20 protein-coding genes and 1 pseudogene are annotated in these 26,156 nt (G+C 60.8%); 11 read left to right on the forward strand and 10 right to left on the reverse strand.

Annotated features, from left to right (window positions below):
- Positions 1-103: 103 nt before the first annotated feature.
- Positions 104-940 (reverse strand): annotated as a pseudogene (locus C4J86_RS19100) (secretin N-terminal domain-containing protein); the annotation flags it as partial.
- 236 nt (positions 941-1,176) lie between these two features.
- Between C4J86_RS19100 and C4J86_RS19105 the strand changes: the two are divergent.
- From C4J86_RS19105 to cobA, 8 genes are all read left to right on the forward strand, one after another.
- A complete protein-coding gene (locus C4J86_RS19105) occupies positions 1,177-2,403 on the forward strand; it encodes a CmpA/NrtA family ABC transporter substrate-binding protein (RefSeq protein ID WP_124371514.1) in 1,227 nt (408 codons plus the stop codon).
- 13 nt (positions 2,404-2,416) lie between these two features.
- Positions 2,417-2,992, forward strand: a complete 576-nt coding sequence (locus C4J86_RS19110; RefSeq protein WP_057721200.1) for an ANTAR domain-containing response regulator — start codon at positions 2,417-2,419, stop codon at positions 2,990-2,992.
- A 144-nt stretch (positions 2,993-3,136) separates the two neighbouring features.
- Positions 3,137-4,348, forward strand: a complete 1,212-nt coding sequence (locus C4J86_RS19115; RefSeq protein WP_124367953.1) for a NarK/NasA family nitrate transporter — start codon at positions 3,137-3,139, stop codon at positions 4,346-4,348.
- Positions 4,348-6,018 (forward strand): bifunctional protein-serine/threonine kinase/phosphatase, encoded by a 1,671-nt coding sequence (locus C4J86_RS19120; RefSeq protein ID WP_124371515.1) that lies wholly within the window; start codon positions 4,348-4,350, stop codon positions 6,016-6,018. Before C4J86_RS19115 ends, C4J86_RS19120 begins: the two co-directional genes overlap by 1 nt.
- A gap of 225 nt (positions 6,019-6,243) precedes the next feature.
- Entirely contained in the window at positions 6,244-8,697 is a 2,454-nt protein-coding gene (gene nirB, locus C4J86_RS19125; RefSeq protein WP_124371516.1) for a nitrite reductase large subunit NirB, read from the forward strand.
- Entirely contained in the window at positions 8,694-9,011 is a 318-nt protein-coding gene (nirD, locus tag C4J86_RS19130; RefSeq protein WP_057721197.1) for a nitrite reductase small subunit NirD, read from the forward strand. The genes nirB and nirD overlap by 4 nt, the downstream gene beginning before the upstream one ends.
- On the forward strand, positions 9,011-11,719 hold the full coding sequence (locus tag C4J86_RS19135) for a nitrate reductase (RefSeq protein ID WP_124371517.1): 2,709 nt from the start codon (positions 9,011-9,013) through the stop codon (positions 11,717-11,719). Before nirD ends, C4J86_RS19135 begins: the two co-directional genes overlap by 1 nt.
- A 9-nt stretch (positions 11,720-11,728) precedes the next feature.
- The gene (gene cobA, locus C4J86_RS19140) at positions 11,729-12,472 is read left to right on the forward strand and encodes a uroporphyrinogen-III C-methyltransferase (RefSeq protein ID WP_124371518.1); all 744 of its coding nucleotides are present in this window, start codon (positions 11,729-11,731) and stop codon (positions 12,470-12,472) included.
- A gap of 60 nt (positions 12,473-12,532) precedes the next feature.
- Here the strand turns inward: cobA and C4J86_RS19145 are convergent, their stop codons facing one another.
- The 8 genes from C4J86_RS19145 to ppsA form a co-directional block, all read right to left on the reverse strand.
- Positions 12,533-13,513 carry an OmpA family protein gene (locus tag C4J86_RS19145; RefSeq protein WP_124371519.1) on the reverse strand — a complete coding sequence of 327 codons (981 nt, stop codon included), beginning with the start codon at positions 13,511-13,513 and terminating at the stop codon, positions 12,533-12,535.
- A gap of 107 nt (positions 13,514-13,620) precedes the next feature.
- Complete coding sequence (sigX, locus tag C4J86_RS19150) at positions 13,621-14,211, reverse strand: RNA polymerase sigma factor SigX (protein ID WP_003193286.1); 591 nt, start codon at positions 14,209-14,211, stop codon at positions 13,621-13,623.
- An 87-nt stretch (positions 14,212-14,298) separates the two neighbouring features.
- On the reverse strand, positions 14,299-15,123 hold the full coding sequence (locus tag C4J86_RS19155) for a mechanosensitive ion channel domain-containing protein (RefSeq protein WP_003193288.1): 825 nt from the start codon (positions 15,121-15,123) through the stop codon (positions 14,299-14,301).
- 2 nt (positions 15,124-15,125) lie between these two features.
- Positions 15,126-15,371: a CrfX protein gene (locus C4J86_RS19160; RefSeq protein ID WP_124367959.1), complete on the reverse strand. Its 246-nt coding sequence runs from the start codon at positions 15,369-15,371 to the stop codon at positions 15,126-15,128.
- 86 nt (positions 15,372-15,457) lie between these two features.
- Positions 15,458-16,453, reverse strand: a complete 996-nt coding sequence (locus tag C4J86_RS19165; protein ID WP_124371520.1) for a zinc transporter ZntB — start codon at positions 16,451-16,453, stop codon at positions 15,458-15,460.
- A gap of 24 nt (positions 16,454-16,477) precedes the next feature.
- The gene (gene rraA / locus C4J86_RS19170; protein WP_124363934.1) at positions 16,478-16,969 is read right to left on the reverse strand and encodes a ribonuclease E activity regulator RraA; all 492 of its coding nucleotides are present in this window, start codon (positions 16,967-16,969) and stop codon (positions 16,478-16,480) included.
- Between the two features lie 230 nt (positions 16,970-17,199).
- Positions 17,200-18,189 (reverse strand): alpha/beta fold hydrolase, encoded by a 990-nt coding sequence (locus tag C4J86_RS19175; protein ID WP_124371521.1) that lies wholly within the window; start codon positions 18,187-18,189, stop codon positions 17,200-17,202.
- A gap of 106 nt (positions 18,190-18,295) precedes the next feature.
- Entirely contained in the window at positions 18,296-20,671 is a 2,376-nt protein-coding gene (gene ppsA / locus C4J86_RS19180; protein WP_124371522.1) for a phosphoenolpyruvate synthase, read from the reverse strand.
- Positions 20,672-20,849: 178 nt separating this feature from the next.
- On the opposite strand from ppsA, the gene C4J86_RS19185 reads away from it, so the two are divergent.
- Positions 20,850-21,668, forward strand: a complete 819-nt coding sequence (locus C4J86_RS19185; RefSeq protein WP_003193298.1) for a pyruvate, water dikinase regulatory protein — start codon at positions 20,850-20,852, stop codon at positions 21,666-21,668.
- Between the two features lie 110 nt (positions 21,669-21,778).
- Here the strand turns inward: C4J86_RS19185 and C4J86_RS19190 are convergent, their stop codons facing one another.
- Positions 21,779-23,203 carry a PLP-dependent aminotransferase family protein gene (locus C4J86_RS19190; RefSeq protein WP_124363937.1) on the reverse strand — a complete coding sequence of 475 codons (1,425 nt, stop codon included), beginning with the start codon at positions 23,201-23,203 and terminating at the stop codon, positions 21,779-21,781.
- Between the two features lie 160 nt (positions 23,204-23,363).
- Between C4J86_RS19190 and C4J86_RS19195 the strand changes: the two genes are divergently transcribed.
- Both C4J86_RS19195 and moeB read left to right on the forward strand, forming a co-directional pair.
- Positions 23,364-24,257, forward strand: a complete 894-nt coding sequence (locus tag C4J86_RS19195; RefSeq protein ID WP_164487798.1) for a DMT family transporter — start codon at positions 23,364-23,366, stop codon at positions 24,255-24,257.
- Positions 24,258-24,292: 35 nt separating this feature from the next.
- On the forward strand, positions 24,293-26,155 hold the full coding sequence (moeB, locus tag C4J86_RS19200; RefSeq protein WP_124371524.1) for a molybdopterin-synthase adenylyltransferase MoeB: 1,863 nt from the start codon (positions 24,293-24,295) through the stop codon (positions 26,153-26,155).
- The last annotated feature ends 1 nt before the right edge of the window (position 26,156 follow it).

Genomic DNA, 26,156 nt, shown 5'->3' on the forward strand with positions numbered 1-26,156 from the left:
AAACGCCTTTTATTCAGGGGGAACGCTCGCGGCCCGGCCTTACGAACGCACGTTGCACACGTTCATATTGCGCAGCCGTCAACGGCGGCGGCCCGGCCGGAGGCTTCGATTCGTCACGGCCCACATCCACCCGCCATGACGAGACTTCATTCAGTTGCCTGGGTACATCCAGTTCATCTACCAGCTTCTCGATCAGGCTTACCTGGGCCGGTTTGCCTTTGATCAAGAGGCTGTTGGTGTCCGCATAGGCGATCAGCGTCAGGTTCTTGTCCGCCAGCGGGCCCTTCTGCTCACTGGCCAGCAGGCCTTGAATGACGGAGGCCATCCCCGGCACGCTGACCTTGCTCGCGCCGCTGCCATACTGCCGATCCTCGACGTGGGTATTGAACACCTGCACCACCCCGAAGGCGTGCGTGCCCACGCGCAGTTCACTGCGTTGGCGGTCCGTCAATTGCGCCAGCCGCAGCACCTGGTTGACATAGCTGGGTGGCCCGGACACGTAGAAGGTACGTACCCCGCTGTCGCGCAAGGGATAGCGCGATTCATCCAGCCCCGTTCGGCGCAGGATGCCGCGCAGTCGGTTGACCGAGATGTACCGCAACGCCACCACGGAGGTTCTCGCTTCGGTCGCGTTGTAGATGTGCACCGATTGCCCGTCGCTGTGCCAGATCAGGCCTTCACGCCGGGCCAGCGCCTCGAGGACCTGTTGGGGCGCCTCGAAATCGAAGGTCCCGCTGACACGCCTGGGCGCCGCTTCCCGACTGACCACCACAGGCAGGCCCAGGGGCACTGACAATGCAGCGAAAAAACTGGCCAGGCTTTCATCGCTGGCCTGATACGGCTCGCCCCAGGCAACCCGGCTGAGCAGCAACAGCACCACCCACAGCAGCGTGCTACCGAGGCAGTGGCGGTTCGTTGGAATGGGAGAATCAGCATGCACCTTGGTTGTCCTGGGCGGTAGAGCGCGAAAGAGCGGCCATACTGAGAGGCAGGCGAGGTTCAATCATGATGGAAAGCTGACGGCTGCCCCGTGGCATGTGCCTTGCTATGCACTCTCTATCAGGGCGCGCGCCAACGACGGAGCGGGCCTACGGACAAAGGCGTCGTTTCCCTGTAATGGCTGGTATCGCCATCCGAGGAAGCGACGCTTTTTTTTGAGAGAAAAGGTAGGTGTGGATGAACGATTCGGTCGGCAACAGCCCGGTGACCCCGGCGCTGGCCTGGGTAAACGGCAGTGACGCGCCGGAAAAGAGCAGTCTCGACCTGGGGTTCATGGCCTTGACTGATTGCGCCTCGCTGGTGGTCGCCGCCACCCAGGGGTTTGCGCAACCCTACGGCCTCACGCTCAACCTCAAGCGTCAAACGTCCTGGGCCAACCTGCGCGACAAACTGGTCAGCGGTGAGCTGGACGCCGCCCATAGCCTGTACGGGCTGATCTATGCCGTGCACCTGGGCATCGGCGGCGTTGCTCCGAGCCCGATGGCGGTGCTGATGGGGCTGAACCAGAACGGGCAGAGCATCAACCTGTCCCGTGGGCTGCAGCAGCAAGGCGTGGTCACTCCTGAGGCATTGGAGCGTCACGTGCACCAAAGCCGTACAAAACTCACCTTCGCCCAGACTTTTCCCACCGGCACCCACGCCATGTGGCTGTATTACTGGCTGGCGAGCCAGGGCATCCACCCGCTGCGGGACGTGGACAGCGTGGTGGTCCCCCCGCCGCAAATGGTTGCGCACCTGCAAGCCGGTCGTATCGACGGCCTGTGCGTCGGTGAACCCTGGTGCGCCAGCGCCGTCAAGCAGAACCAGGGCTTCACCCTGGCGACCAGCCAGTCGATCTGGCCGAATCATCCGGAAAAAGTCCTGGGCTGTACCCAGGCCTTCGTCGACCAATACCCCAATACCGCCCGTGTGCTGGTGATGGCGATTCTTGAAGCCAGCCGCTTTATCGAAGCGAGCACGCAAAACCGTCGCTCCACCGCCCAGCTGCTCAGCGCCCGCGAGTACCTCGACGCACCGCTGGACTGTATCGAACCGCGCCTGCTGGGCAATTACGAAGATGGCCTGGGCAACCAGTGGCAGGACCCGTATGCGCTGCGTTTTTTCGCCGATGGTGCGGTAAACCTGCCCTACCTCTGCGACGGCATGTGGTTCATGACCCAGTTCCGCCGCTGGGGCCTGTTGCGCGAAGACCCGGATTACCTTGAGGTTGCCCGCCAGGTGCAACAACTGGATGTGTACCGTCAAGCCGCCAGCGCCGTCGGCGTCCCGCCCCATGACGAAGACATGCGCAGCAGCCAGTTGATCGACGGCAAGGTCTGGGACGGCTCCGACCCCGCCGGCTATGCCCGCAGCTTCCGTCTGCACGCCATGGCGGACGACACCAGCCGCCAAGCGCTGCGCTGACAGGAGCACGACCATGCTGCGAATCCTGTTGATCAACGACACCCCGCGCAAAGTCGGCCGGCTCAAGGCCGCGTTGACCGAGGCCGGTTTTGAGGTGATCGATGAATCCGGCCTGACCATCGACTTGCCCGCGCGCGTCGAAACGGTGCGCCCCGACGTGATCCTGATCGATACCGAGTCACCCGGCCGCGATGTGATGGAGCAGGTGGTGCTGGTCAGCCGCGATCAACCCCGTCCTATCGTGATGTTTACCGATGAGCACGACCCGAATGTCATGCGCCAGGCGATCAAGTCCGGGGTCAGTGCCTACATCGTCGAAGGCATCCAGGCCCAGCGCCTGCAACCGATCCTTGATGTGGCCATGGCACGCTTCGAAAGCGACCAGGCCCTGCGCGCCCAGCTTCACGCCCGCGATCAACAGTTGGCGGAGCGCAAGCGCATCGAGCTGGCCAAAGGTCTGCTGATGAAAATGAAGGACTGCAATGAGGAAGAGGCCTACACCCTCATGCGCCGCCAGGCCATGAGCCGCCAGCAGAAACTGATCCAGGTCGCCGAACAGATTATTGCCATGAGCGAATTGCTCGGGTGATCTGGCGCGGCTCTTGCTAAAGAACCTCTACAGGTAGCCAACGGCGGTTGCCCAATCCACGACAAAGACGTCGCACACCCGGTTTGCCCTCGCGAACCCGGTGGCGGCGTTTTTTCGTTTTAGACCCAACCGTTGAGGTGCGTGATGAAATCAAGCTTCTGGAAATCCGGGCACACCCCGACCCTGTTTGCCGCGTTCCTGTATTTCGACCTGAGCTTCATGGTCTGGTACCTGCTGGGCCCGCTGGCGGTACAGATTGCCGCCGACCTGCACCTGACCACTCAACAGCGCGGCCTGGTGGTCGCCACGCCGATTCTGGCGGGCGCGGTGTTGCGCTTTCTCATGGGCATGCTGGCCGACAAGCTGTCGCCCAAGACCGCCGGGCTGATCGGCCAGGTGATCGTGATCGTCGCGTTGTTCTGCGCCTGGAAGCTGGGCATTCACAGCTACGAGCAAGCCCTGCTGCTGGGCCTGTTCCTCGGCATGGCCGGCGCCTCGTTTGCCGTCGCCCTGCCGCTGGCCTCGCAATGGTACCCGGCCGAGCACCAAGGCAAAGCCATGGGCATCGCCGGCGCCGGCAACTCCGGCACCGTGTTTGCTGCCTTACTGGCCCCGGTACTGGCGGCGGCCTTTGGCTGGAGCAATGTGTTCGGCTTCGCGTTGATTCCGCTGATTCTCACCCTGATCGTGTTCGCCTGGCTCGCCCGCAATGCCCCGCAACGCCCGAAAGCCAAGTCGATGGCCGACTACTTCAAAGCCCTGGGTGATCGCGACAGTTGGTGGTTCATGTTCTTCTACAGCGTGACCTTTGGCGGCTTCATCGGCCTGGCCAGCGCCCTGCCCGGCTACTTCAACGACCAGTACGGCCTGAGCCCGGTGACCGCTGGCTACTACACCGCGGCCTGTGTCTTCGGTGGCAGCCTGATGCGCCCCTTGGGCGGTGCCCTGGCGGACCGTTTCGGCGGGATCAAGACCCTGCTCGGCATGTACAGCGTGGCGGTGATCTGCATTGCGGCGGTGGGTTTCAATCTGCCCAGTTCCTACGCCGCGTTGGCGCTTTTCGTCTGCACCATGCTCGGCCTTGGCGCCGGGAATGGTGCGGTATTCCAACTGGTGCCACAGCGTTTTCGCAGTGAGATCGGCGTGATGACCGGTTTGATCGGCATGGCCGGCGGCATTGGCGGCTTTGTGCTGGCGGCCGGCATGGGTGCGATCAAGCAGAGTACCGGCAGTTACCAGGTGGCCCTGTGGCTGTTCGCCAGCCTCGGCGTGCTGGCCTGGTTTGGCCTGCACGGCGTCAAGCGTCGCTGGAGAACCACCTGGGGCTCGGCTGCCGTGACCGCTGCGCGCGTCTGATGAGCCTGCAACTGAGCGTCGCCCAGGCCAGTGCGATCGGCCCACGGGCAGAAAACCAGGACGCGCTGCGGGTGGTCACGCCCATGGCGGAACTGGCCGCGAGCAAAGGCTACCTGTGCGCATTGGCCGACGGTGTCAGCCAATGCGCCGATGGCGGCCTGGCCGCACGCTCGACCTTGCAGGCGCTGGCCCTGGACTACTACGCCACGCCGCAGACCTGGGGCGTGGCCCAGGCGCTGGAGCGTTTACTGGTCGCGCAGAATCGCTGGCTGCAAGCCAATGGCGGCGGCCAGCCGCTGCTGACCACCCTCAGTGCCCTGGTGTTTCGCGGCCAGCGTTTCACCCTGGCCCACGTCGGCGATTGCCGCGCCTATCGCTGGCTGGACGGCGAGCTGCAGCGCATCAGCGAAGACCATGTGTGGGAGCAACCGGGCATGCAGCATGTGCTCAAGCGTGCCCTCGGCCTGGACCAACATTTGGTGCTGGATTTTCTCGACGGAGAACTGCGCGCCGGCGAGTGTTTCCTGCTGCTCAGTGACGGGGTCTGGGCCACGTTGGGCGACCACAGCATCCGCGCGATTCTGCGCGAGCAAAGCGACTTGGACCTGGCGGTCAACACCCTGGTGAATGCCGCGCACTTGGCGGGAAGCCAGGACAATGCCAGCGCCTTGCTGGTGCGCATCGATGCCCTCGGCGCCGCCACGCTGGGCGACGCGCTGGTGCAGTTGCAGCAGTGGCCGCTGCCGCCGCTGCTCAAGGCCGGGCAACGTTTCGAAGGTTGGCAGGTGCACAGCCTGTTGGCGCAGAGCCGACAGTCATTGCTGTATCGGGTGCAGGATGATCAACAGCGGCCCTGGTTGCTGAAAACCTTGCCGCTCAATCGCGAAGCCGATACGGACGCCGCCCAGGCCCTGCTCTCGGAAGAATGGTTTCTGCGCCGGGTCGCCGGCCGCGCATTCCCTGAAGTGCATGCCGCCAGCGGGCGTCAGCATTTGTACTACGTGATGCGTGAATATCCGGGGCAAACCCTGGCCGAACTGTTCAAGCGCCAGGGCCCATTGCCCCTGGCTCAATGGCAGTCCATCGCCGAGCGTTTGCTGCGCGCGGTGGGCCTGCTGCACCGGCGGCAGATTCTGCACCGCGATATCAAGCCGGAAAACCTGTTGCTGGGGGATGACGGTGAACTGCGCGTGCTGGATTTCGGCCTGGCCTACTGCCCAGGGCTGTCCGAAGACCGCGCGCATGTGCTGCCCGGCACCCCGAGCTTTATCGCGCCGGAGTCGTTCAGCGGCGAGCGGCCTACGCCGCAACAGGATTTGTACAGTGTCGGCGTCACGCTCTATTACCTGCTGACCGGCCACTATCCCTACGGTGAAATCGAAGCTTTCCAACGCCCGCGCTTCACTCAGGCGGTCAGCGCCAGCCGCTACCGTCCTGACTTGCCCGACTGGTTGCCCGCGAGCCTCGAACGGGCCGTGGCCGCGCAACCGCAGCAACGTTATGAAACCGCCGAAGAATGGCTGCTGGTGCTGGAACAGGCCGACCGCCGTGAGCTGAGCGTGCGCGCGCGCCCCCTGCTGGAGCGTGAACCGCTGAAGGTCTGGCAAACCCTGGCGATGGCTTCGCTGCTGATCAATCTGGTGCTGCTCTACTGGCTCTTGCACCACTAACGGGCAAAACCCTGCGGCATTCGCGCTAAATGCCCAATAAAACTGGGGGCATCGGCAGTTGGCACAGCTGCTGCATTAGCTATCCCAACAACCCACATATAGCCGCTCCTTCAACGTCGAAGGGCCGAGCTTCCCGAGAGAACGGGACCAGGACAAAGGCGTCCTCGCTAGGTAACTAGCGGGGACGCCTTTTTTTGTTTGGCGCGTGATTGGTCGGAGAGCGACATGAAAAAACTCAAACTGGTGATGATCGGCAACGGCATGGCCGGGGTTCGCACCCTGGAAGAACTGCTCAAGCTCAGCAGCGACATCTATGACATCACCGTGTTCGGCGCCGAGCCCCACACCAACTACAACCGCATCCTACTGTCGCCGGTGCTGGCCGGCGAGCAGACCTTCGAAGAGATCGTGCTCAACGACCTGGACTGGTACCTCGATAACAACGTCAAGCTGCTGCTCAACCGCAAGGTGGTGCAGATCGACCGGATCAAGCGCCGGGTCATCGCCGAAGACGGTACCGAAGCCGAGTACGATCGCCTACTGATCGCCACCGGTTCCACCCCGTTTATCCTGCCCATTCCCGGTAATACCTTGCAGGGCGTGATCGGCTACCGCGATATTGCCGACACCCAGGCCATGATCGACACCGCCAAGACCCACAAGCACGCCGTGGTCATCGGTGGTGGGCTGCTGGGCCTTGAGGCCGCCAACGGCTTGATGCTGCGCGGCATGCAGGTGACCGTGGTGCACATCGGTGAATGGCTGCTGGAACGGCAGCTGGACAAAACCAGCGGCCAACTGCTGCAAACCGAGCTGGAAAGCCGCGGCCTGGTGTTCCGCCTGTGCGAACAGACCCAGGCCTTGCACGATGCCGGCAACGGCCGGGTCGGCTCGGTGCAGTTCAAAAATGGCGATATCATTCCCGCCGACCTGGTGGTGATGGCCGCTGGTATCCGCCCCAACACCGAACTTGCGGAAAAGTCCGGCATCCCCTGCAACCGTGGGATTCTGGTCAACGATACGATGCAAACCTACGACCCGCGCATCTATGCCATCGGCGAATGCGCCAGCCACCGTGGGATTGCCTACGGCCTGGTGGCGCCGCTGTTCGAACAGGCCAAGGTCTGCGCCAACCATCTCGCCCAGCTGGGTTTCGCCACCTACAAAGGTTCGGTCACCTCCACCAAGCTGAAAGTCACCGGCATCGACCTGTTCTCCGCCGGAGACTTCATGGGCGGCGAAGGCACTGAAACCATCACCCTCTCCGACCCCATCGGCGGCGTGTACAAAAAACTGGTGATCAAGGACGACATCCTGGTCGGCGCCTGCCTGTACGGCGATACCGCCGATGGAGGTTGGTATTTCCGCCAGATCCGTGAGAACCACGCGATTGGTGAGATCCGCGACCATCTGATGTTTGGCGAAAATGCACTGGGCGATGTAGGCCATCAGGGCCAGGACAAAGCCATGAGCATGGCCGACAATGCCGAGGTCTGCGGCTGCAATGGCGTGTGCAAGGGCACCATCGTCAAGGCGATCCAGGAACAAGGGCTGTTCAGCGTCGATGAGGTGAAAAAGCACACCAAGGCCGCCAGCTCGTGCGGATCTTGCGCGGGGCTGGTGGAGCAGATCCTGATCAACACCGTGGGCGGCGCCGCCGACGTCAAACCCAAGAGCGAAAAAGCCATCTGCGGTTGCAGCGACCTCAACCACGGGCAAATCCGCCAGGCCATTCGCGACCAGCACCTGCTGACCATCGCCGGCACCATGAGCTACCTGAACTGGCGCACGCCCAACGGTTGCGCCACCTGCCGCCCGGCGCTGAACTACTACCTGATTTCCACCTGGCCGGGCGAAGCCAAGGACGACCCGCAGTCGCGCCTGATCAACGAGCGCGCCCACGCCAACATCCAGAAAGACGGCACCTATTCCGTCGTCCCACGCATGTGGGGCGGCGTGACCAATCCGTCGGAGCTGCGCCGTATCGCCGATGTGGCCGACAAGTACAACGTGCCCATGGTCAAGGTGACCGGCGGCCAGCGCATCGACTTGCTTGGCATCAAGAAGCAGGACTTGCCCGGCGTCTGGAAAGACCTCGACATGCCGTCCGGGCATGCCTACGGCAAATCCATCCGTACCGTGAAGACCTGCGTGGGCAGCGAGTTCTGCCGCTTCGGTACGCAAAACTCCACGCAACTGGGCATCGAGCTGGAGCACGACCTGTTCAATATGTGGTCGCCGCACAAGGTCAAGCTGGCGGTGTCCGGTTGCCCACGCAATTGCTCGGAAGCAGGCATCAAGGACGTGGGAATCATCGGTGTGGACTCGGGCTGGGAGATGTACATCGGCGGCAACGGCGGGATCAAAACCGAAGTCGCGGAGTTTTTCGTCAAGCTCAAGACCGCCGAAGAAGTGCGCGAATACAACGGCGCATTCCTGCAGTTGTACCGCGAAGAAGCCTTCTACCTGGAGCGCACCGTGCATTACCTGCAACGGGTGGGCATGGAGCACATCAAGAAAGCCGTGCTCGAAGACCCGGCCCGGCGTCAGACCCTCAACGAGCGCCTGCAGTTTTCGCTGTCATTCGAGCAAGACCCCTGGAAAGAACGCCTGGAACAGCCGCTGCTGAAAAAGGAATTCGACGTCATCCCGGTCAAGCAATTGGAGGTGCCAGCATGAACTGGCTGGATATCTGCGCTCTGGAAGAAATCAACGCATTGGGCTCGCGCATCATCAACGGGCCCAAGGGCGACATTGCGATTTTTCGCACCAGCGACGATGAAGTCTTCGCACTCGATGACCGTTGTCCGCACAAAGGCGGGCCGCTGTCCCAAGGTTTGATCTATGGCAAGCGCGTGGCCTGCCCGCTGCACAATTGGCAGATCGACCTGGCGTCCGGCGAAGCCCAGGCGCCGGATATCGGTTGTGCCCATCATCACCTCGCCCGCGTGGAAAACGGCCGAGTGATGCTGGCCCTGCGGGATGCAGGGTGATGAACCGCCAGGTCACCGCGTCCACCTGCTGTTATTGCGGGGTGGGCTGCGGCGTGCTGATTGAGCATGACGGCACCCGGATCCTCGGCGTGCAAGGCGATCCGGACCACCCGGCCAACTTCGGCAAGCTGTGCAGCAAGGGCGCCAGCCTGCATCTGACCGGTGACCTCGACGCCCGCGCCTTGTACCCGGAGTTGCGCTTGGGCAAAGACCTGGCCCGCGCCCGTACCGATTGGGATACCGCCCTGGAACATGCGGCCACGGTATTTGCCGAGACCATCGCCGCGCACGGTCCGGACAGCGTGGCCTTCTACATCTCCGGGCAATTGCTGACCGAGGACTACTACAGCTTCAACAAACTGGCGCGTGCCCTGGTCGGCACCAACAATATCGACAGCAACTCGCGGCTGTGCATGTCCTCGGCCGTCGTTGGATACAAGCGCAGCCTGGGCGCCGATGCCCCGCCCTGCAGCTATGAAGACCTGGACACCAGCGACTGCGTGATGATCGTCGGCAGTAACATGGCCTACGCTCATCCAGTGTTGTTCCGACGTTTGGAAGAAGCCAAGGCGCGCCGCCCACAGATGAAAGTCGTGGTGATCGACCCACGGCGCACAGACACGTGCGAACTGGCTGACCTGCACCTGGCGATCCTGCCGGGGACCGACGTCGCGCTGTTCCATGGGATTTTGCATCTGCTGCTGTGGGAAGACTGGATCGACCGCGATTTTATCCAGGCGCATACCGACGGCCTGGTCGAGCTGAAACGCCTGGTGCATGACTACACGCCGCAGATGGTCACGCAACTGTGCGGAATCAGCGTCGAACAGTTGCGCCTGTGCGCACAGTGGGTGGGCACCTCCAGTAGCTTTTTGTCGCTGTGGTGCATGGGGTTGAACCAATCCACTGCGGGCAGTGCAAAAAACAGCGCGCTGATCAACCTGCACCTGGCCACCGGTACGATTGGCCGGCCAGGCTGCGGGCCGTTTTCCCTGACCGGCCAACCCAATGCCATGGGCGGGCGCGAGACCGGCAGCTTGTCGAATTTGCTGCCTGGGCATCGCGACGCCGCCAACCCCGAACATCGCGCAGAAGTCGCCGCTTATTGGGGCGTCGATCAACTGCCCGCTAGCACCGGCCTCACGGCCATCGAACTGTTCGAGCAGGTGCAGGCGGGCAAGATCAAAGCGTTGTGGATCGCCTGCACCAACCCCGCCCAATCATTGCCGGACCAGAATGCCGTGCGTGCAGCCTTGGCGACATGTCCGTTTGTGGTATTGCAGGAAGCGTTTCGAACCACCGAGACCGCCGCCTACGCCGACCTGCTGTTGCCCGCCGCCAGCTGGGGTGAAAAAGAAGGCACGGTGACCAACTCCGAACGGCGTATTTCCCACGTGCGACGCGCCATCAGCGCACCGGGAGAAGCGTGGCCGGATTGGGCGATTACGGTGGATTTCGCCCGACGCCTGGAGCGTCGTCTGCGGCCGGGCCTGAGCAGCCTGTTTGCCTTTGAGCAACCGGCGCAGATTTTTGACGAGTTCAAGCTGCTGACGCAGGACCGCGACCTGGATTTGTCAGGCATCAGCCATGCCCTGCTTGACCGGCTCGGTCCGCAACAGTGGCCGTTTCCCAGGGGTGCACAAGCCGGAACGCCGCGCCTCTACGTGGATGGCATTTTCCCCACCGCTAATGGCCGTGCGCAGTTTGTCGCCGACCCTTACCGCGCCGCCAAGGAGCAGCGTGACGCACGCTTCCCCTTGACCCTGATCACCGGCCGCCTGCGCGACCAATGGCACGGCATGAGCCGTACCGGCACGGCAGCGCAGTTGTTCGGGCATGTCAGCGAAGCGCTGTTGAGCCTGCACCCGGACGAGTTGCGCCGTCACCGCTTCAAAGAAGGCGACCTGGTCAGCCTGAAAAGCCGTCGAGGCAATGTCATCGTCGCGGTCACCAGCGATGACAGCGTGCGCCCCGGCCAGGCGTTCCTGCCCATGCATTGGGGCGACCGTTTTCTCAAAGGCGGCGTCAACGTGCTGACCCAGCCGGCGTGCGACCCGTTGTCGAAACAGCCGGAACTCAAACACAGCGGTGTGCGCCTGGAAGCGGTGCAACTGCCGTGGCAGCTGTTTGCGCTGATTGAGGGCGATGTGCAGCGACATTTCGAAGCCCTGCGCCCGCTCTGTGAGGGTTTTGCCTACGTCAGCCTGAGCCTGTCCGGACGTGAGCGTCCCGCGTTGCTGGTGCGTGCAGCCCATACCGAGGCGCCAGACCTGCAGTTGCTGAACCGCATTGATCAGTTACTGGGGCTCAATGACGGCCCGGTGATGGCGTATGACGACCCGCGCCGTTCCATCGGTAAACGGGTGAAAATCGAAAAAGGCCGCATTACCGCGTTGCGCCTGGCCGGCGAAACCCTCGCCCGCCATTGGCTGCAGAGCCTCTGGCTGGAAGGCCGCGCCGACGATCAATTACGCCGCTGGCTATTGGCGCCGTTAAGCGCGCCACCGGGGGGTGCCGCAGCCAGCAGCAAGGTCCTGTGCAACTGCATAAATGTCAGCGAAAACACAGTTTGCGCCGGGATCGCCCGTGGCCTGGACCTGAATGGGCTCAAACAAGAACTGGGGTGCGGCACGCAGTGCGGCTCCTGCGTGCCGGAAATCAAACGTCTTTTGGCCGCCAGCCCGCAGCCAATCGCAATCAGTCTGTGAGGTAACAACATGAGCGCAAAAGTTTGGCTGGTAGGCGCCGGGCCCGGTGATCCGGAATTGCTCACCCTCAAAGCGGTAAGGGCCCTGCATGAAGCCGACGTGGTGTTGATCGACGATCTGGTCAACGCGGCCGTGCTGGAGCACTGCGCCGATGCGCGCGTGATCACCGTCGGCAAGCGTGGCGGCTGTCGTTCCACGCCGCAGGATTTTATTCACCGCCTGATGCTGCGTTACGCGCGCCAGGGTAAGTGCGTGGTGCGGCTTAAAGGTGGCGACCCGTGCATTTTCGGCCGGGGTGGCGAAGAGGCAACCTGGCTGCGCGAACGTGGAGTCGAGGTGGAGTTAGTCAACGGCATCACCTCAGGGCTGGCCGGAGCGACGAATTGCGATATCCCGTTGACGTTGCGCGGTGTAAGCCGTGGCGTGACGCTGGTCACGGCGCATACCCAGGACGACAGCAGCCTGAATTGGCGCGCACTGGCCGAGGGGGGCACGACGCTGGTGGTGTATATGGGCGTCGCCAAGCTGGAAGAGATTCGGCAACAGTTGCTGGAAGGTGGCATGGCTGCGGATATGCCGGTGGCGATGATCGAAAATGCGTCGTTGCCCGAGCAGCGCGAATGCCGTAGCGACCTCGCCGCCATGCATGAAGACGCGCAGGCGTTTGCGCTGAAGAGCCCGGCGATCCTGGTGATTGGCCGTGTTGCCAGCGCAGCCCAGATGGCTTGCGCCGCAGCAGCCGCCAGCGCCTGAGGCAAATCACAGGCAAAAAAAAGCCCGGCCTAAGCCGGGCTTTTTGTGAAACTCGGCTAATTACTTAGCTTGAGCTTCAACCGCTGCTTCTACGCGACGGTTTACAGCGCGACCAGCTTCAGTTGCGTTGTCAGCAACTGGGCGGGATTCGCCGTAACCTACGGAGGTGATGCGGCTAGGAGCTACGCCATCTTTAACCAGGACTTGCTTAACAGCGTCAGCACGACGCTGGGACAGCTTCTGGTTGTAAGCGTCTGGACCTACGGAGTCAGTGTGACCAGCAACTTCTACGTTGGTGTCTGGGTACTGAGCCATGAAGTCGGCCAGGTTTTTGACGTCGCCGTAGCTGTTAGGCTTAACAACCGACTTGTCGAAGTCGAACTTAACGTCCAGCTCAACACGAACAACCTGAGCAACCGGAGCTTCTGGCTCTGGAACTGGCTCTGGAGCTGGTGCTGGGGTAGGAGCTGGAGCTGCTGCGCCAGCGTTACCGCCGAAGTTCACGCCCAGGCCAACCAGTGCGGAGTAGTCCCACTTGCCGTTGTCCAGACCGTAGTCAGCTTCAACACCAGCACGAGCGTACAGGTTGTTGGTGAAGTAGTACTTCACGCCGGTACCGATGGTAGCGAAAGTGGTCTGGTCGCGACCGCTGTGGCCGTCAGCTTTTACGTTGCCACGGCTCTGGTGGCCGAAACCGCCTTCAACGTATGGACGCAGGCTGTCAACGCCAGCTTGACCGAAGTGATATTGGGCAACCAGGCTGCCGGTATCACCTTTGATCTTCTGGCTACCAGTACCGTCGTTCGAACGGGTGTGGTTAGTCTTGTCGTAGGACAGGTTCAAGGACAGGTCGTCGGTCAAGAAGTAACCGATGCGAGCGCCAGGATTGAAGCCGTCTTCGATGTGCTTGACGCTATCGTTGTACTGCTTCTTGTAGAACAGCTCGCCTTCAACTGCGCCTTGGCCTTGTGCCAGAACGCCGAAAGAAGTAGCGGCAATAAGAGAACCAATGGCCAAGCCCAAGGTGTTTTTCAGTTTCATCCGTTAAATCCCCATCTGGTGATTGTAAAGCAGTCCCACAAACCGGGGGACAACTCGGCGACAAGTCTAACAGAACTTGCCTACACGTAAGAGATATTTGCTACGCACTAAGTTTCAGTCTCGCCCGCAAATTTCTCACGTAATTTATCAAGAGCACGTTTGTAACGCATTTTTGTAGCACTCAAACCCATGTGCATGATGTCAGCGATTTCCTGAAATTCCAATTCTGCGACGAAACGTAGCACCAGAATTTCACGGTCAATCGGGTTCACATGCACCAGCCAGCGATCAAGTCCGCCCTTTTCCTCGGGTGCCGGCGCCTTTTCTTCAGACGCCTCCTCAAGGGGGTCCAGACTCAAAGCGTCCATCAAGCGACGCTTTCGCCGTTCCTTCCGATACTGCGTGATGCACTCGTTGTAGGTGATGCTGTAGAGCCAGGTCTTGAACTTCGATTTGCCCTCGAAGTTCTTCAGGCCGTACAGCACCTTGAGCATCACTTCCTGACAGACATCATCGGCATCTCTATCGTTCCCCAAATACCTTGAACAAACGTTGAACAGAGTGCGTTGATACCTGCGCATCAATTCTTCGTACGCGCGTGTAACGTGAAACAGCTCCGTGTGCGAACGCGCGACCAACTCCTCATCAGAGAGCTCACGGGGGTCATAGCGCGTGGACAGCGTTTGGGCTTTATTCAAAACAAGTCGTGCCGGCAGTCAGGTCAATGTCCGCTGCAACCCGGTCAGCCGGGTTTGCGGCGGCGTACATTAGCAGGGTTTGCCGGTTTAGCGGCTACTGACCTGCTGCTCCAGGAGAATCCGGTTGGACAGCGACACCAGTTCTCCGTCATCGGTCAGCACGGTCGTCTTGACTGTGCCGATCTCCTCGATTTGCCCTTCAACCTCGCCCACACGCACCTGTTGCCCAACTTGATATAGCTCACGCACATAGATTCCCGCAAGAATCTGACCGGCAATTTCCCGGCTTCCCAACCCCATGGCCAGCGCAACGGCCAGACCAACGGTAATCAAAACGATCACAATAACGTGGTTCAGCAGGTCAGTCTTGACCTCCAATTGGCTGATCGCGACGGAAATGCTGATGATGATCACCAGCCCCTGGGCAATTCGCCCCAGGCCTGCCGCGTAGTCCAGCCCGACGCCTTCAGCGGCTCCGCGCACCAGGCCATTGGCCAGTTGCGCGAGCAAAACACCGACCAGCAACACCAGCGCGCCGCCGAAAACTTTCGGCAAATACAGTGCCAGCATGTCGAGCGTAGCTGAAACTCGCTCAAGTCCAAGGGACTGAGCCGCAGAAACCAGGAAAATCAGTAGAACGAACCAATAAACGATCTTGCCGATCAGCGTAGAGATCGGCACTTGCAGCCCGGCGCGGCCCAGCAGCTTGGTCAGGCCGGTGCCGGCCATCAGGCGATCCAGCCCGAGTTTGGCGAGCAATTTGGACAGCAGGGTGTCGAGCAACTTGGCCACGACAAAGCCCAGCAATACCAGGACCAGGGCACCAAACAGGTTGGGAATGAAATTCGCCACCTTGGTCCACAATGCGGTCATCGCGGTGACCAGGCTCTGGGTCCAGAGATCAAGTTCCATATTCAGTCAGCCTTATCAGCAGTGCGAGCAAGAGGTTTACTACGGGAAACCGGTGACACATGGGCCGAACCGTTGTTCAGGGCCATCATCAATGCCGGCACCCAGCGCCCGAGCAGACCGAACAGGTCACCCGCCCCTACCTGACGGTTGGCGGTTTTCAGTACGCGACCCAGGCAAGCGTCGTCATCACGGTTGGATGGCGAAGCATTGAGCATGTCACGCAAAGACTGTTCGAACGGATCGTGCATAGAGACCTCTCGCAAGTGATTTAAAAGACGAGGGTAAAATTCATCGGGTCACATCGGCCCTTTCCTACGTTCAGCTCATATTCAGCTCAAACCCAGCGCAATCGTCGAAACAACCACCATTGCCCCAGGGCCACGCAGACCATCAGCAGGCAGGCAATCATGAATCCGTAGGGGCTGCTGGAAAACGGTATCCCCCCCACATTGATGCCCAGCAGGCCGGTCAAAAAACTCATCGGCAAGAAGATGCCGGTGATGATTCCGAAACGGTACATCGTGCGGTTCATGCGCAGGCTCAAGCGCCGGTCTTCGGCCTCAAGCACAAGCCCCACGCGCTCCCTGGCCAATTCGAGCTCTTCCAGGTAACGGGTCAGGCTGTTGTGCAATTCGTTCCAATAGTCGGCGTCGTCTTCACAGAACCACGCCAGTTTGATCCGCGTCAGCTGCGCGAAAATATCCCGTTGCGGCGCCAGAAAACGCTTGAGCCCGGCCGCTCGCCGACGGATCTGCAAGACGCTGCCGTGCTCCGGGGTATACCGTTCGTCGGCATCGAGTTTTTCTTCCTCGGCATCGACAATTTCGGACAGCCCGGTGACCAGATCCTGCACTTTGTTGGTCAGGTACTGCGCCATATAAAGGATGAGTTCAGACGCAGTTCTTGGCCCCTTACCCTCGGCCAGTTGCACCAGCAGCTCATCGGTGGCGCGTAGCGGGCGCAAACGCAGGGAAATCACACGACTGGCCGCTGCGAAGATACGTACCGAAACCATGTCCTCCGGTTCCGCGCCGGGGTTGAGATTGATCCCACGCAAAAACAGCAGCAGTTCGGCATCCGGTAACGGCAGCAGCCGCGGACGGGTGTTTTCTTCCAGCAGGAGGTCACACGCAAATTCGCTCAAACCGCTGGATTTGCGCAGCCAGGTCTGGGTTTGAGGGTGGCTGCGGTCCCAATGCAGCCACAGGCTTTCCTGAGGCTGCAGTTGCAACGCGTCAAGCTCAGTCCGGGCAATCGAACGCGCACCGCCTTTACCGTCCAGCACCAGGGCATGCACCAGCCCCCATTGCGCGTTTTCTTCCTCGAACATCCTCATCCCTTTCGGCTACTGCGTTTATTCAGGCATTTTCAGTGGGCTGGGCGAGACGATCACACCGTTGTTATCGGCATACACGTATTCGCCTGGGCGGAACGTCACGCCCGCAAAGGTCACCACCACGTTCAGGTCGCCAAGGCCGCGCTTGTCGGTTTTCATCGGATGGGAAGCCAGGGCCTGCACGCCCAGATCGGTCTGGGCAATCACATCGACGTCGCGGATGCACCCGTAGATCACCATGCCTTCCCAGCCGTTTTTCGCGGCTTTCTCGGCGATCAGGTCACCCAGCAACGCACGCCGCAGCGAACCACCGCCATCGACTACCAATACCTTGCCGGTACCCGGCTGCTCGGCCTGTTCCTTGACCAGGGAGTTATCTTCGAAGCACTTGATGGTGACAATTTCGCCGCCGAAGGAATCTCGGCCACCGAAGTTGCTGAACATCGGCTCGACCACCTGTACCAGCTCCGGGTACGCGTCGCACAGGTCGGGGGTCACGTAATGGTTCATCGAGAAACTCCTGTCGTCAAAAATGAAGTCGGACATCCCACGGTGTACATCAGAAAAACGTCTTGCAACAGGCATTCTTTAAGGGCTTGGCCGGTAATGGCGGCCATGATCAGACTCACCTGCGCGTAACGCAATGGCTGTTACGCGACTGAATATGACCAGAAGCGCCTGAGGCGTCATATCTTAGCCGCAACCACTCAAGAGTGAAACGCCCCCGGTAGAGCGCTTCGTTAAACCGCAACAGCCACCTCGGGCCGGGAGCCGAACAAAGGTGTCAACGGGTCTTTCAACCAACGTTCCACCAACGGCCACACTTCGGCTTGTGCGGCTTTGCTGACCAGCATTTGTACATGCCCGAAATCCTCGCTGAAACCCTGCCGACGCCCCAGGCACAGGTATTGGCGATGCTCGCTGCCGACTTGCTCGAACAGCTTGCGACACGCCCAGTCCGGATCTTGCCGGTCGCCTGCCGCGCTGACTGCCAACAGCGGCACGTCGACTTCTGCCAGGCCTTTCCACCAGTCACGCTCGGCGTCGCCAAAGCGGCCGAACAGGCCATTCCATCGCATGGCTTCGATCATCACGCCGGCCGGCTCGTCCTCGGGCCCGCGCTTGAATCGCGGGCCGGACACCTGGGCAAGACGCTTCAAGATAAATCGGCCGCCCCATTCCACCGGGGGAATTTTCAACGGCCAATGGGTGCGGCTGACCTGGCAGCCAAAGATCGCCACCGAAGCCACCCACTGCGCGCTCAGGTATTGCCCGCCCAGCGCGGCAACCAACGTGGTGGCGCCGAGGGAATGCCCGATCCAGTGCGCAGCCTGCCCGCTTTGCTCGTGCACGAACGCACCAATGGCCGGCAAATCGTAACGCGCGTAATCGGCGACACGGTTGCGGGCGTAGTCGTGGTTGCGCTTGGACAGGCCATGGCCGCGCATTTCCGGGATCCATACATCAAACCCCTGGCGTGCCAGGTGAGCTCCCAGGCCGATGCCCTTGGGCGAATACCAGAAGCGCCGATTGGAAAAACTGCCATGCAAGAAAATAACCGGCGTGCCCCGGTTTTCCGGGACATCGGCCAGGCCCAGACGGGTAACCGCCAGCTCGACGGTACCGTCGGGACTGTTACCGGGTTTGAGGCGGTACACATCTTCACTCAGGTCGCCACGACGTTCAGCGCTGATCAAGGCGACGGGAAACAGGTTGCTGCTGCTTTGCATAATCTTCTTGCACAAAAAAGGGCGGCGTCCGGTAGGAGTTCCGCCCTGTACAGATAAGAATGCCGGTCACCCTCAACGGGTGACCGGCACTTTTGACGTAGCGATGTTAAGCGGGCGCTTGGCCTTCGGCGAGGAAGAACCAGGTTTCCAGCACGGAGTCGGGGTTCAGCGAGACGCTTTCGATGCCCTGTTCCATCAGCCACTTGGCCAGGTCAGGGTGATCGGAAGGGCCCTGGCCGCAGATACCGATGTACTTGCCGGCCTTGTTACACGCCTGGATGGCGTTGGCCAGCAGCTTCTTGACCGCAGGATTTCGCTCGTCGAACAGGTGAGCGATGATCCCGGAGTCGCGGTCCAGGCCCAGGGTCAGCTGGGTCAGGTCGTTGGAGCCGATGGAGAAACCGTCGAAGAATTCCAGGAATTCCTCGGCCAGGATGGCGTTGGACGGCAGCTCGCACATCATGATGACCCGCAGGCCGTTCTCGCCGCGTGTCAAACCGTTTTCAGCCAGCAGGTCGACCACCTGGCTCGCCTCGCCCAGGGTGCGCACGAACGGCACCATGATTTCGACGTTGGTCAGCCCCATTTCGTTGCGCACACGCTTGAGGGCGCGGCATTCGAGTTCGAAGCAGTCACGGAACGTTTCGCTGATATAACGCGACGCGCCACGGAAGCCCAGCATCGGGTTTTCTTCTTCTGGCTCGTAGAGCTTGCCGCCGATCAGGTTCGCGTATTCGTTGGACTTGAAGTCCGACAGGCGCACGATGACCTTTTTCGGATAGAACGCTGCCGCCAGGGTGCTGATGCCTTCCACCAGCTTCTCGACATAGAAGCCCACCGGGTCGTTGTAGCCGGCGATGCGCTTGTCGACGCTTTCCTTGATGTCCAGCGGCAGGCCGTCGTAGTTCAACAGGGCCTTTGGGTGCACGCCGATCATGCGGTTGATGATGAACTCCAGGCGGGCCAGGCCCACACCGGCGTTCGGCAACTGCGCGAAGTCAAAGGCGCGGTCCGGGTTGCCGACGTTCATCATGATCTTGAACGGCAGGTCCGGCATGGCGTCGATGGAGTTCTGCTTGATGTCGAAGCCCAGCTCGCCTTCGAAGATGAAACCGGTGTCGCCTTCGGCGCAGGACACGGTCACACCCTGGCCATCTTTCAACAGCTGGGTGGCGTTGCCGCAACCGACGACCGCAGGAATGCCCAGCTCACGGGCGATGATCGCCGCGTGGCACGTGCGCCCGCCACGGTTGGTGACGATGGCGCTGGCGCGTTTCATTACCGGTTCCCAGTCCGGGTCGGTCATGTCGGAGACCAGCACGTCACCCGGCTGGACTTTGTCCATCTCGGACACGTCCTTGATGATGCGTACCTTGCCGGCGCCGATTCGCTGGCCAATCGCGCGGCCTTCCACCAGCACGGTGCCGGTTTCTTTCAGCAGGTAACGTTCCATGACGTTAGCCGACGTGCGGCTCTTAACGGTCTCGGGACGGGCCTGCACGATGTACAGCTTGCCGTCGTCACCGTCCTTGGCCCATTCGATGTCCATCGGGCACTTATAGTGCTTCTCGATGATCATCGCTTGCTTGGCCAATTCGCTGACTTCAGCGTCGGAGAGGCAGAAACGCGCGCGCTCGGCCTTGTCGACGTCCACGGTTTTAACGGAACGACCGGCCTTGGCCTCGTCGCCGTAGATCATCTTGATCGCCTTGCTGCCCAGGTTGCGGCGCAGGATGGCCGGGCGGCCGGCCTCAAGGGTGTGCTTGTGCACGTAGAATTCATCCGGGTTCACCGCGCCTTGTACGACGGTTTCGCCCAGGCCGTAGGCGCCGGTGATGAATACCACGTCACGGAAGCCCGATTCGGTATCGAGGGTGAACATCACGCCGGCGGTACCGGTTTCGGAACGCACCATGCGCTGCACACCGGCAGACAAGGCCACCAGCTTGTGGTCGAAACCCTGGTGCACGCGGTAGGAAATGGCGCGGTCGTTGAACAGCGAGGCAAACACTTCCTTGGCCGCGCGGATCACGTTCTCCACGCCGCGGATGTTGAGGAAGGTCTCCTGCTGACCGGCGAACGAGGCGTCCGGCAAGTCTTCGGCGGTGGCCGAGGAGCGCACGGCGACGGCCATATCCGGGTTACCGGCGGACAAGGTGGCGAAGGCGGTGCGGATCTCTTCGTTGAGCTTCTCGGGGAACTCGGCGTCCATGATCCATTGGCGGATCTGGCTGCCGGTTTTGGCCAGGGCGTTGACGTCATCGACGTCCAGGGCGTCCAGCGCGGCGTGGATCTGGGCGTTGAGGCCGCTCAGCTCGAGGAAATCACGGTAAGCCTGGGCCGTGGTGGCAAAACCACCCGGCACCGAGACACCGGCGCCTGCAAGATTACTGATCATCTCGCCGAGGGATGCGTTCTTGCCCCCCACATGCTCTACATCATGGACGCCGAGCTTATCGAGGGAAACTACGTACTCTACCAAGGTGATCTCTCCACTTTCTGTGTTGGAAAAGCTCAGGACGCGGCTTGCTCAGTAGGAGCGAACGCCAGCGCTTGTGGCCTGGACCTGGAAAATAAGTGAGAATGCGGCCAACTGCGGGACGGCAAAATCGCGCCTATCATATCCAAGATTCGCCATCAGCTTAAGGCCCAGGGCTCAAATGAAACGATCTGCTTTCTTTATTTCCGATGGCACCGGCATCACGGCCGAAACACTGGGCCAGAGCCTGCTCGCGCAGTTCGAAAACATTACCTTCGCCAAATTCACACGGCCTTATATAGACAGCGTGGACAAAGCGCGGGCCATGGTACAACAAATCAATCTGGCGGCTGAAAAAGACGGTTTTCGCCCGATCATTTTCGACACCATCGTCAATCAAGACATTCGTGAGATTCTCGCAACGTCGAATGGTTTCATGATCGACATTTTCTCCACGTTCCTGGCGCCATTGGAACAGGAGCTGAGCGAACATTCCTCTTACTCCGTCGGAAAGTCCCATTCCATTGGGCATAACTCCAATTATATGGAGCGGATCGAGGCGGTGAACTTTGCCCTCGACAACGATGACGGCGCCCGCACGCATTACTACGACAAGGCCGACCTGATCCTGGTCGGCGTATCGCGCTGCGGCAAGACACCCACCTGCCTGTACATGGCCATGCAATTCGGTATCCGCGCGGCCAACTACCCGCTGACCGAAGACGACATGGAACACCTGACGCTGCCAGCCGCCCTGCGCGCGCATTCCCACAAGCTGTTCGGCCTGACCATCGACCCGGACCGGCTGACCGCCATCCGCAACGAACGCAAGCCCAACAGCCGCTATTCCAGCTACGCCCAATGCGAATTTGAAGTGCGCGAAGTGGAAAATCTGTTCCGGCGCGAGAATATTGCGCACATCAATTCCACGCATTTTTCGGTGGAAGAGATTTCCGCGAAGATTCTGGTGGAGAAAGGTGTGGAGCGGCGGTTCAAGTAGCCTTTGGGAGGTTTGTTCCTGACGGAGGTGTGTCAGTTGGCGAATTAACCGGCTGATCCAGCGCCATCGGGGGCAAGCCCCCTCCCACATTTGGCCGGTATCCATCAGGTCTACAGGTGGAACCTGCCGCCACCCTGGCCCAGCGCGGTCGCCAGCGCATCAAAGCCCTCGCGCAACAACTGATCATCTCCCGACGTATTACAGATACTCGCGCGGATGAACTGCGGCACCGCGGTCTGCCCCACCGCAAACGCCTCGGCGGTCGCGATCAGGTAATTGTTCTGTTTGAGCTCCGCCTCGATTTCCGACGCGCGCCAGGGTTCAGGCACTTCGATCCAGAAGTGTGGGCTGTTGAGGTGAGTGCGGTAGGCCAGCCCATTCAATAAGCCTTCGACCAACGCCTTGCGCCGGCTGATCTCGTTGATCTGCTGGCGCAGCAGGTATTCGGCCGTGCCGTTTTCGATCCACTGGGTCGCCAACTCCAGGGTCACCGGGGTGGCCATCCAGCAGGTCGAACGCAACGCCGCCGAAACCCGACTGACCAGCGCCGGTGGCGCATGCACGTAGCCGACTCGCAGACCGGCCGACACCGCTTTGCTCAGGCTGCTGATCAAAATCGTCCGCTCGGGCGCAAAGGCGCTCAACGGTGGCGGGCGGTCTTCCACCAAAACGCCATGGGCCTCGTCCTCGAGAATCAGCAGATTGTGTTCGCGACAGACTTTGACCAAGGCCTCCCGGCGCGCCACCGATAACACCGCCGTCGTAGGATTCTGGATGGTCGGTGTGCAGTACAGCGCCGAAACCCGGTGATTACGACAGACTTCATCCAGTGCGCCCGGCAACACACCTTCTTCGTCCATTTCCAGCCCGATCAGCCGCACACCCAGCATACGCGCCGCAGTGATCAGCCCTGGGTAAGTCAGTTGCTCGGTGACCACCGTGTCGCCGGCGCGCAGCAACGCCATCATCGCGCAGAGCAGGCCGTGCTGGCCGCCATTGACGCAGATGACCTGCTCGGGAATCGGATGGAAGTCGCGTTGCACCAGCCATTGCGCACCGGCCTCACGGTAGCGCGGCAGGCCTGCGTCCGGGGTGTAGGCGCTGATGTCCTGGAGGAATTTGCCGTTGGTCGACAGGGTCTGGAAGCTCTGGGCGAGAAACACCGTTTCCTGCCCGGGAATGTGCATGTTGCGGCTCATATCGAAGTACTGGCGTGGCTCCTCGCTGAAATTGCGAAAGCCCTCATCACGCTGGCGCTCCATCCCACGCTTGCGCACGAATGTGCCGTCACCCACACGCGCCACCACCAACCCTAACCGCTCCAGCTCACCGTAGGCCCGGCTGATGGTGCCGATGGTGACACCCAGATTGTCGGAAAGCACCCGATGGGGCGGCAGTTTTCTTCCCGGTTCAATCGTGCCTTCAAGGATGCCCCTTTCCATGACATCGGACAGGCGCTTGTACTTCACGCCCTGACCGTTGGACAACCCCTCACGCATAATTGACACCATGTCAATATTTGTTTTGACAGTCATCATTCGCCCTAATAGTGTGCTTTTGCGGGTTCAATCACCGGATTGAATCACTTATAACAAGTTCAATATAGAGTTCAATTCCGGCTCAGGGAAGCAATAAACGATGCCAATGTCCGCCGTTCTTGAAAACACCGCAAAAACCAAAACCCAGAAACAGTGGCTGGCCGGCCTGATCACGAGCGTCATGTTCCTGATCGTGTGCCTGAGCTGGGGCACCACCTGGCTGGGCATCAAGATCGCAGTGGAAAGCGTGCCGCCACTGACCTCTGCGGGCCTGCGCTTCCTGATCGCCTTCCCGTTGTTCCTGTGTTTTGCCATGGTGCGCCGCGAGCCGATTCTGTTTCCGCGAGAAAGCCGCTGGTTCTTCGTGTTCGTGACCCTGTCCTACTTCAGCATTCCCTATTACCTGCTCAACTACGGCGAGATGCATGTCTCGTCCGGCCTGACCGCCCTGCTGTTCAGCTGCATGCCGGTGTTCATCCTGATCTTCTCCGCGCTGTTCCTGCGTGAGCGCATCTACCTCTCCCAGGTGGTCGGCATCGGCATCGGGTTCGCCAGCCTCTACATGATCATCAAGAGCCAGGGCCTGCACCTGGACCACGCCGAGTTTTTCGGCGTATTGGCGATTCTGACCGCCGCGATCATGCACGCGTTGTGCTACGTGATTACCAAGCAAAAAGGCAGCGCCATCAGTGTCATCACCTACAACACCCTGCCCATCGGCATTGCCGGGCTGATGCTGTTCGTGGCCGGCCTGTGGTTCGAGACCCCGACCTTCGACGACATCACCCTGCGCTCCTGGAGCGCGCTGTTCTACCTCGGGCTGGTGGCGTCGGTGGGCGGCTTCATTGTGTATTTCATGCTGCTCAAGCGCCTGAGCCCGATCATCTTGTCCTTCGTGTTCATCATTTTTCCGGTGTTCGCGGTGATCATCGGCGCCTGGTACGAAGGCGTGGAAATTTCCCGTGACCTGATGCTGTACTCGGCGATCCTGCTGGCCGGTTTTGCGATCACCAAGTTGCCGATCGAAAAACTGCTGGCCAAGAAAAATTGAGCACCCCACCCCCCACCCAGCGACGCGAGAGAAACATGGACGTCCTGCGCCCCGAAGCCCTGGAACAGATCTACGCCCACGCAAGCCGCAGCTATCCCGAGGAATGCTGTGGCTTCATCTTCGCCGATGGCAGCGTGTACCTGGGCAGCAATATCCAGAACGAGTTGCACCGCAAGAATCCGCAGATGTACCCACGCAGCGCGGCCAGCGGCTACACCTTTTCAGTCGCCGACACCTTGTTGATGAACAAGGCGTTTCGCAGCGACAACCCGGTGGTGGTGATCTACCACTCGCACCCGGATGTCGGTGCTTATTTCAGCGAGGAAGACCAGGACAAGGCGCTGTTTCTCGGCGAGCCGATCTATCCCGTCAGTTACCTGGTGGTGGATGTTCGCCAAGGCCAGGCCCTGGGGTCAAAGCTGTTTGCCTGGGATGGCAAGCATTTCGCCCTTCAACCTTTCAACGACCTGCACACGGAGTTGTCCATGAACGCTGTCTCTTTCCCTGACATTCTGGTTCGCGTGGCCAAGCTGCCGGAATCGACCCTCGAGGGCGCCGGATCGACATTGCGCGAAGTCATTGAAAACCTCTGCGACAGCCACCCACAGTTGCGCCAGCACCTGTTTCACGAGAAGAACAACCAGCTCAAGGAACACTTCCTGTTCACCGCCGAGGAGGAGCTGATCGACGCTGACGAAAGCTTGCCGGCAAAGGCCCGGATCGAAGTGCTGCTCGCCACCTCCGGCGGCATCGACGTCGAGACCCTGAGCAATGAAGAAGTGCAACGCTACGTCCGCCATATCACCCTGCCCGGCGTCGGCCGTGAAGGTCAGTTGAACCTGAAAAAAGCCAAGGTGCTGATCATCGGCACCGGTGGCCTGGGCTCGCCCATCAGTCTTTACCTGGCGGCGGCCGGCATCGGCACCCTGGGGCTGGTAGACTTCGACGTGGTGGAAAGCAGCAACCTGCAACGCCAGATCGTGCATGGCAACAGCACCCTGGGCCTGCCCAAGGTGGAATCCGCCAAGCAACGCCTGCAAGACCTCAACCGCCACATCCAGATCAACGCGCACAACACCGCGCTAACTGCCGACAACGCCCTGGAGCTGGTGGGCGCCTATGACCTGGTGATCGACGGCACGGACAATTTCGAGACCCGCTACCTGGTCAATGACGCCTGTGTACAGTTGGGCAAACCCTTGGTGTACGGCGCCATCTACCGTTTCGACGGGCAAATCAGCGTACTCAACTATAAAGGTGGGCCTTGCTACCGCTGCCTGTTTCCCAGTGCACCGCCTGCGGAACTGGCGCCCAATTGCAACGCCGGTGGGGTAATCGGCGTCCTGCCGGGGGTGGTCGGGATGATCCAGGCGACCGAGGCGATCAAATTGCTCATCGGTATTGGTGAACCCTTGTCCGGCCGCTTGATGCGCTTCGATGCGCTGGCGATGAAATTCAGCGAGATCCGCTTCAAGCGCCGTGCCGACTGCCCCTGCTGCTCGGAACGGCGCCACAGCGAAGCCGTCGCACCGACGCTGTGCGCGGATGCGGTGCCGAGCCAACCGTCCCTCGCCGAGGAACGCTACATCAAGCCCCGCGTGCTCAAGCAAGTGATCGACAACCACCGCAGCGCTGACGTGTTGCTCGACGTGCGCGACGCCAGCGAACTGGAAGTGTGCAAATTGCCGGGGGTGGTGCACATCCCCCTGGCAGAGCTGGATGAACAGCTCGACAGCCTGAGCCGCGACAACACCCATTACCTGATCTGCTATGCCGGGACGCGTGCCGAGCAGGCCGCCAGTACCTTGCTGGCCGCAGGCTTCGCCAATACCAAGGTGCTGCAGGGCGGCATGAAACATTGGGTGCGCGACGTCGAACCCGACATGCCGCTGTACTGAT

It is taken from the genome of Pseudomonas sp. R2-7-07, from assembly GCF_003852355.1.
Taxonomy (GTDB): Bacteria; Pseudomonadota; Gammaproteobacteria; order Pseudomonadales; family Pseudomonadaceae; genus Aquipseudomonas.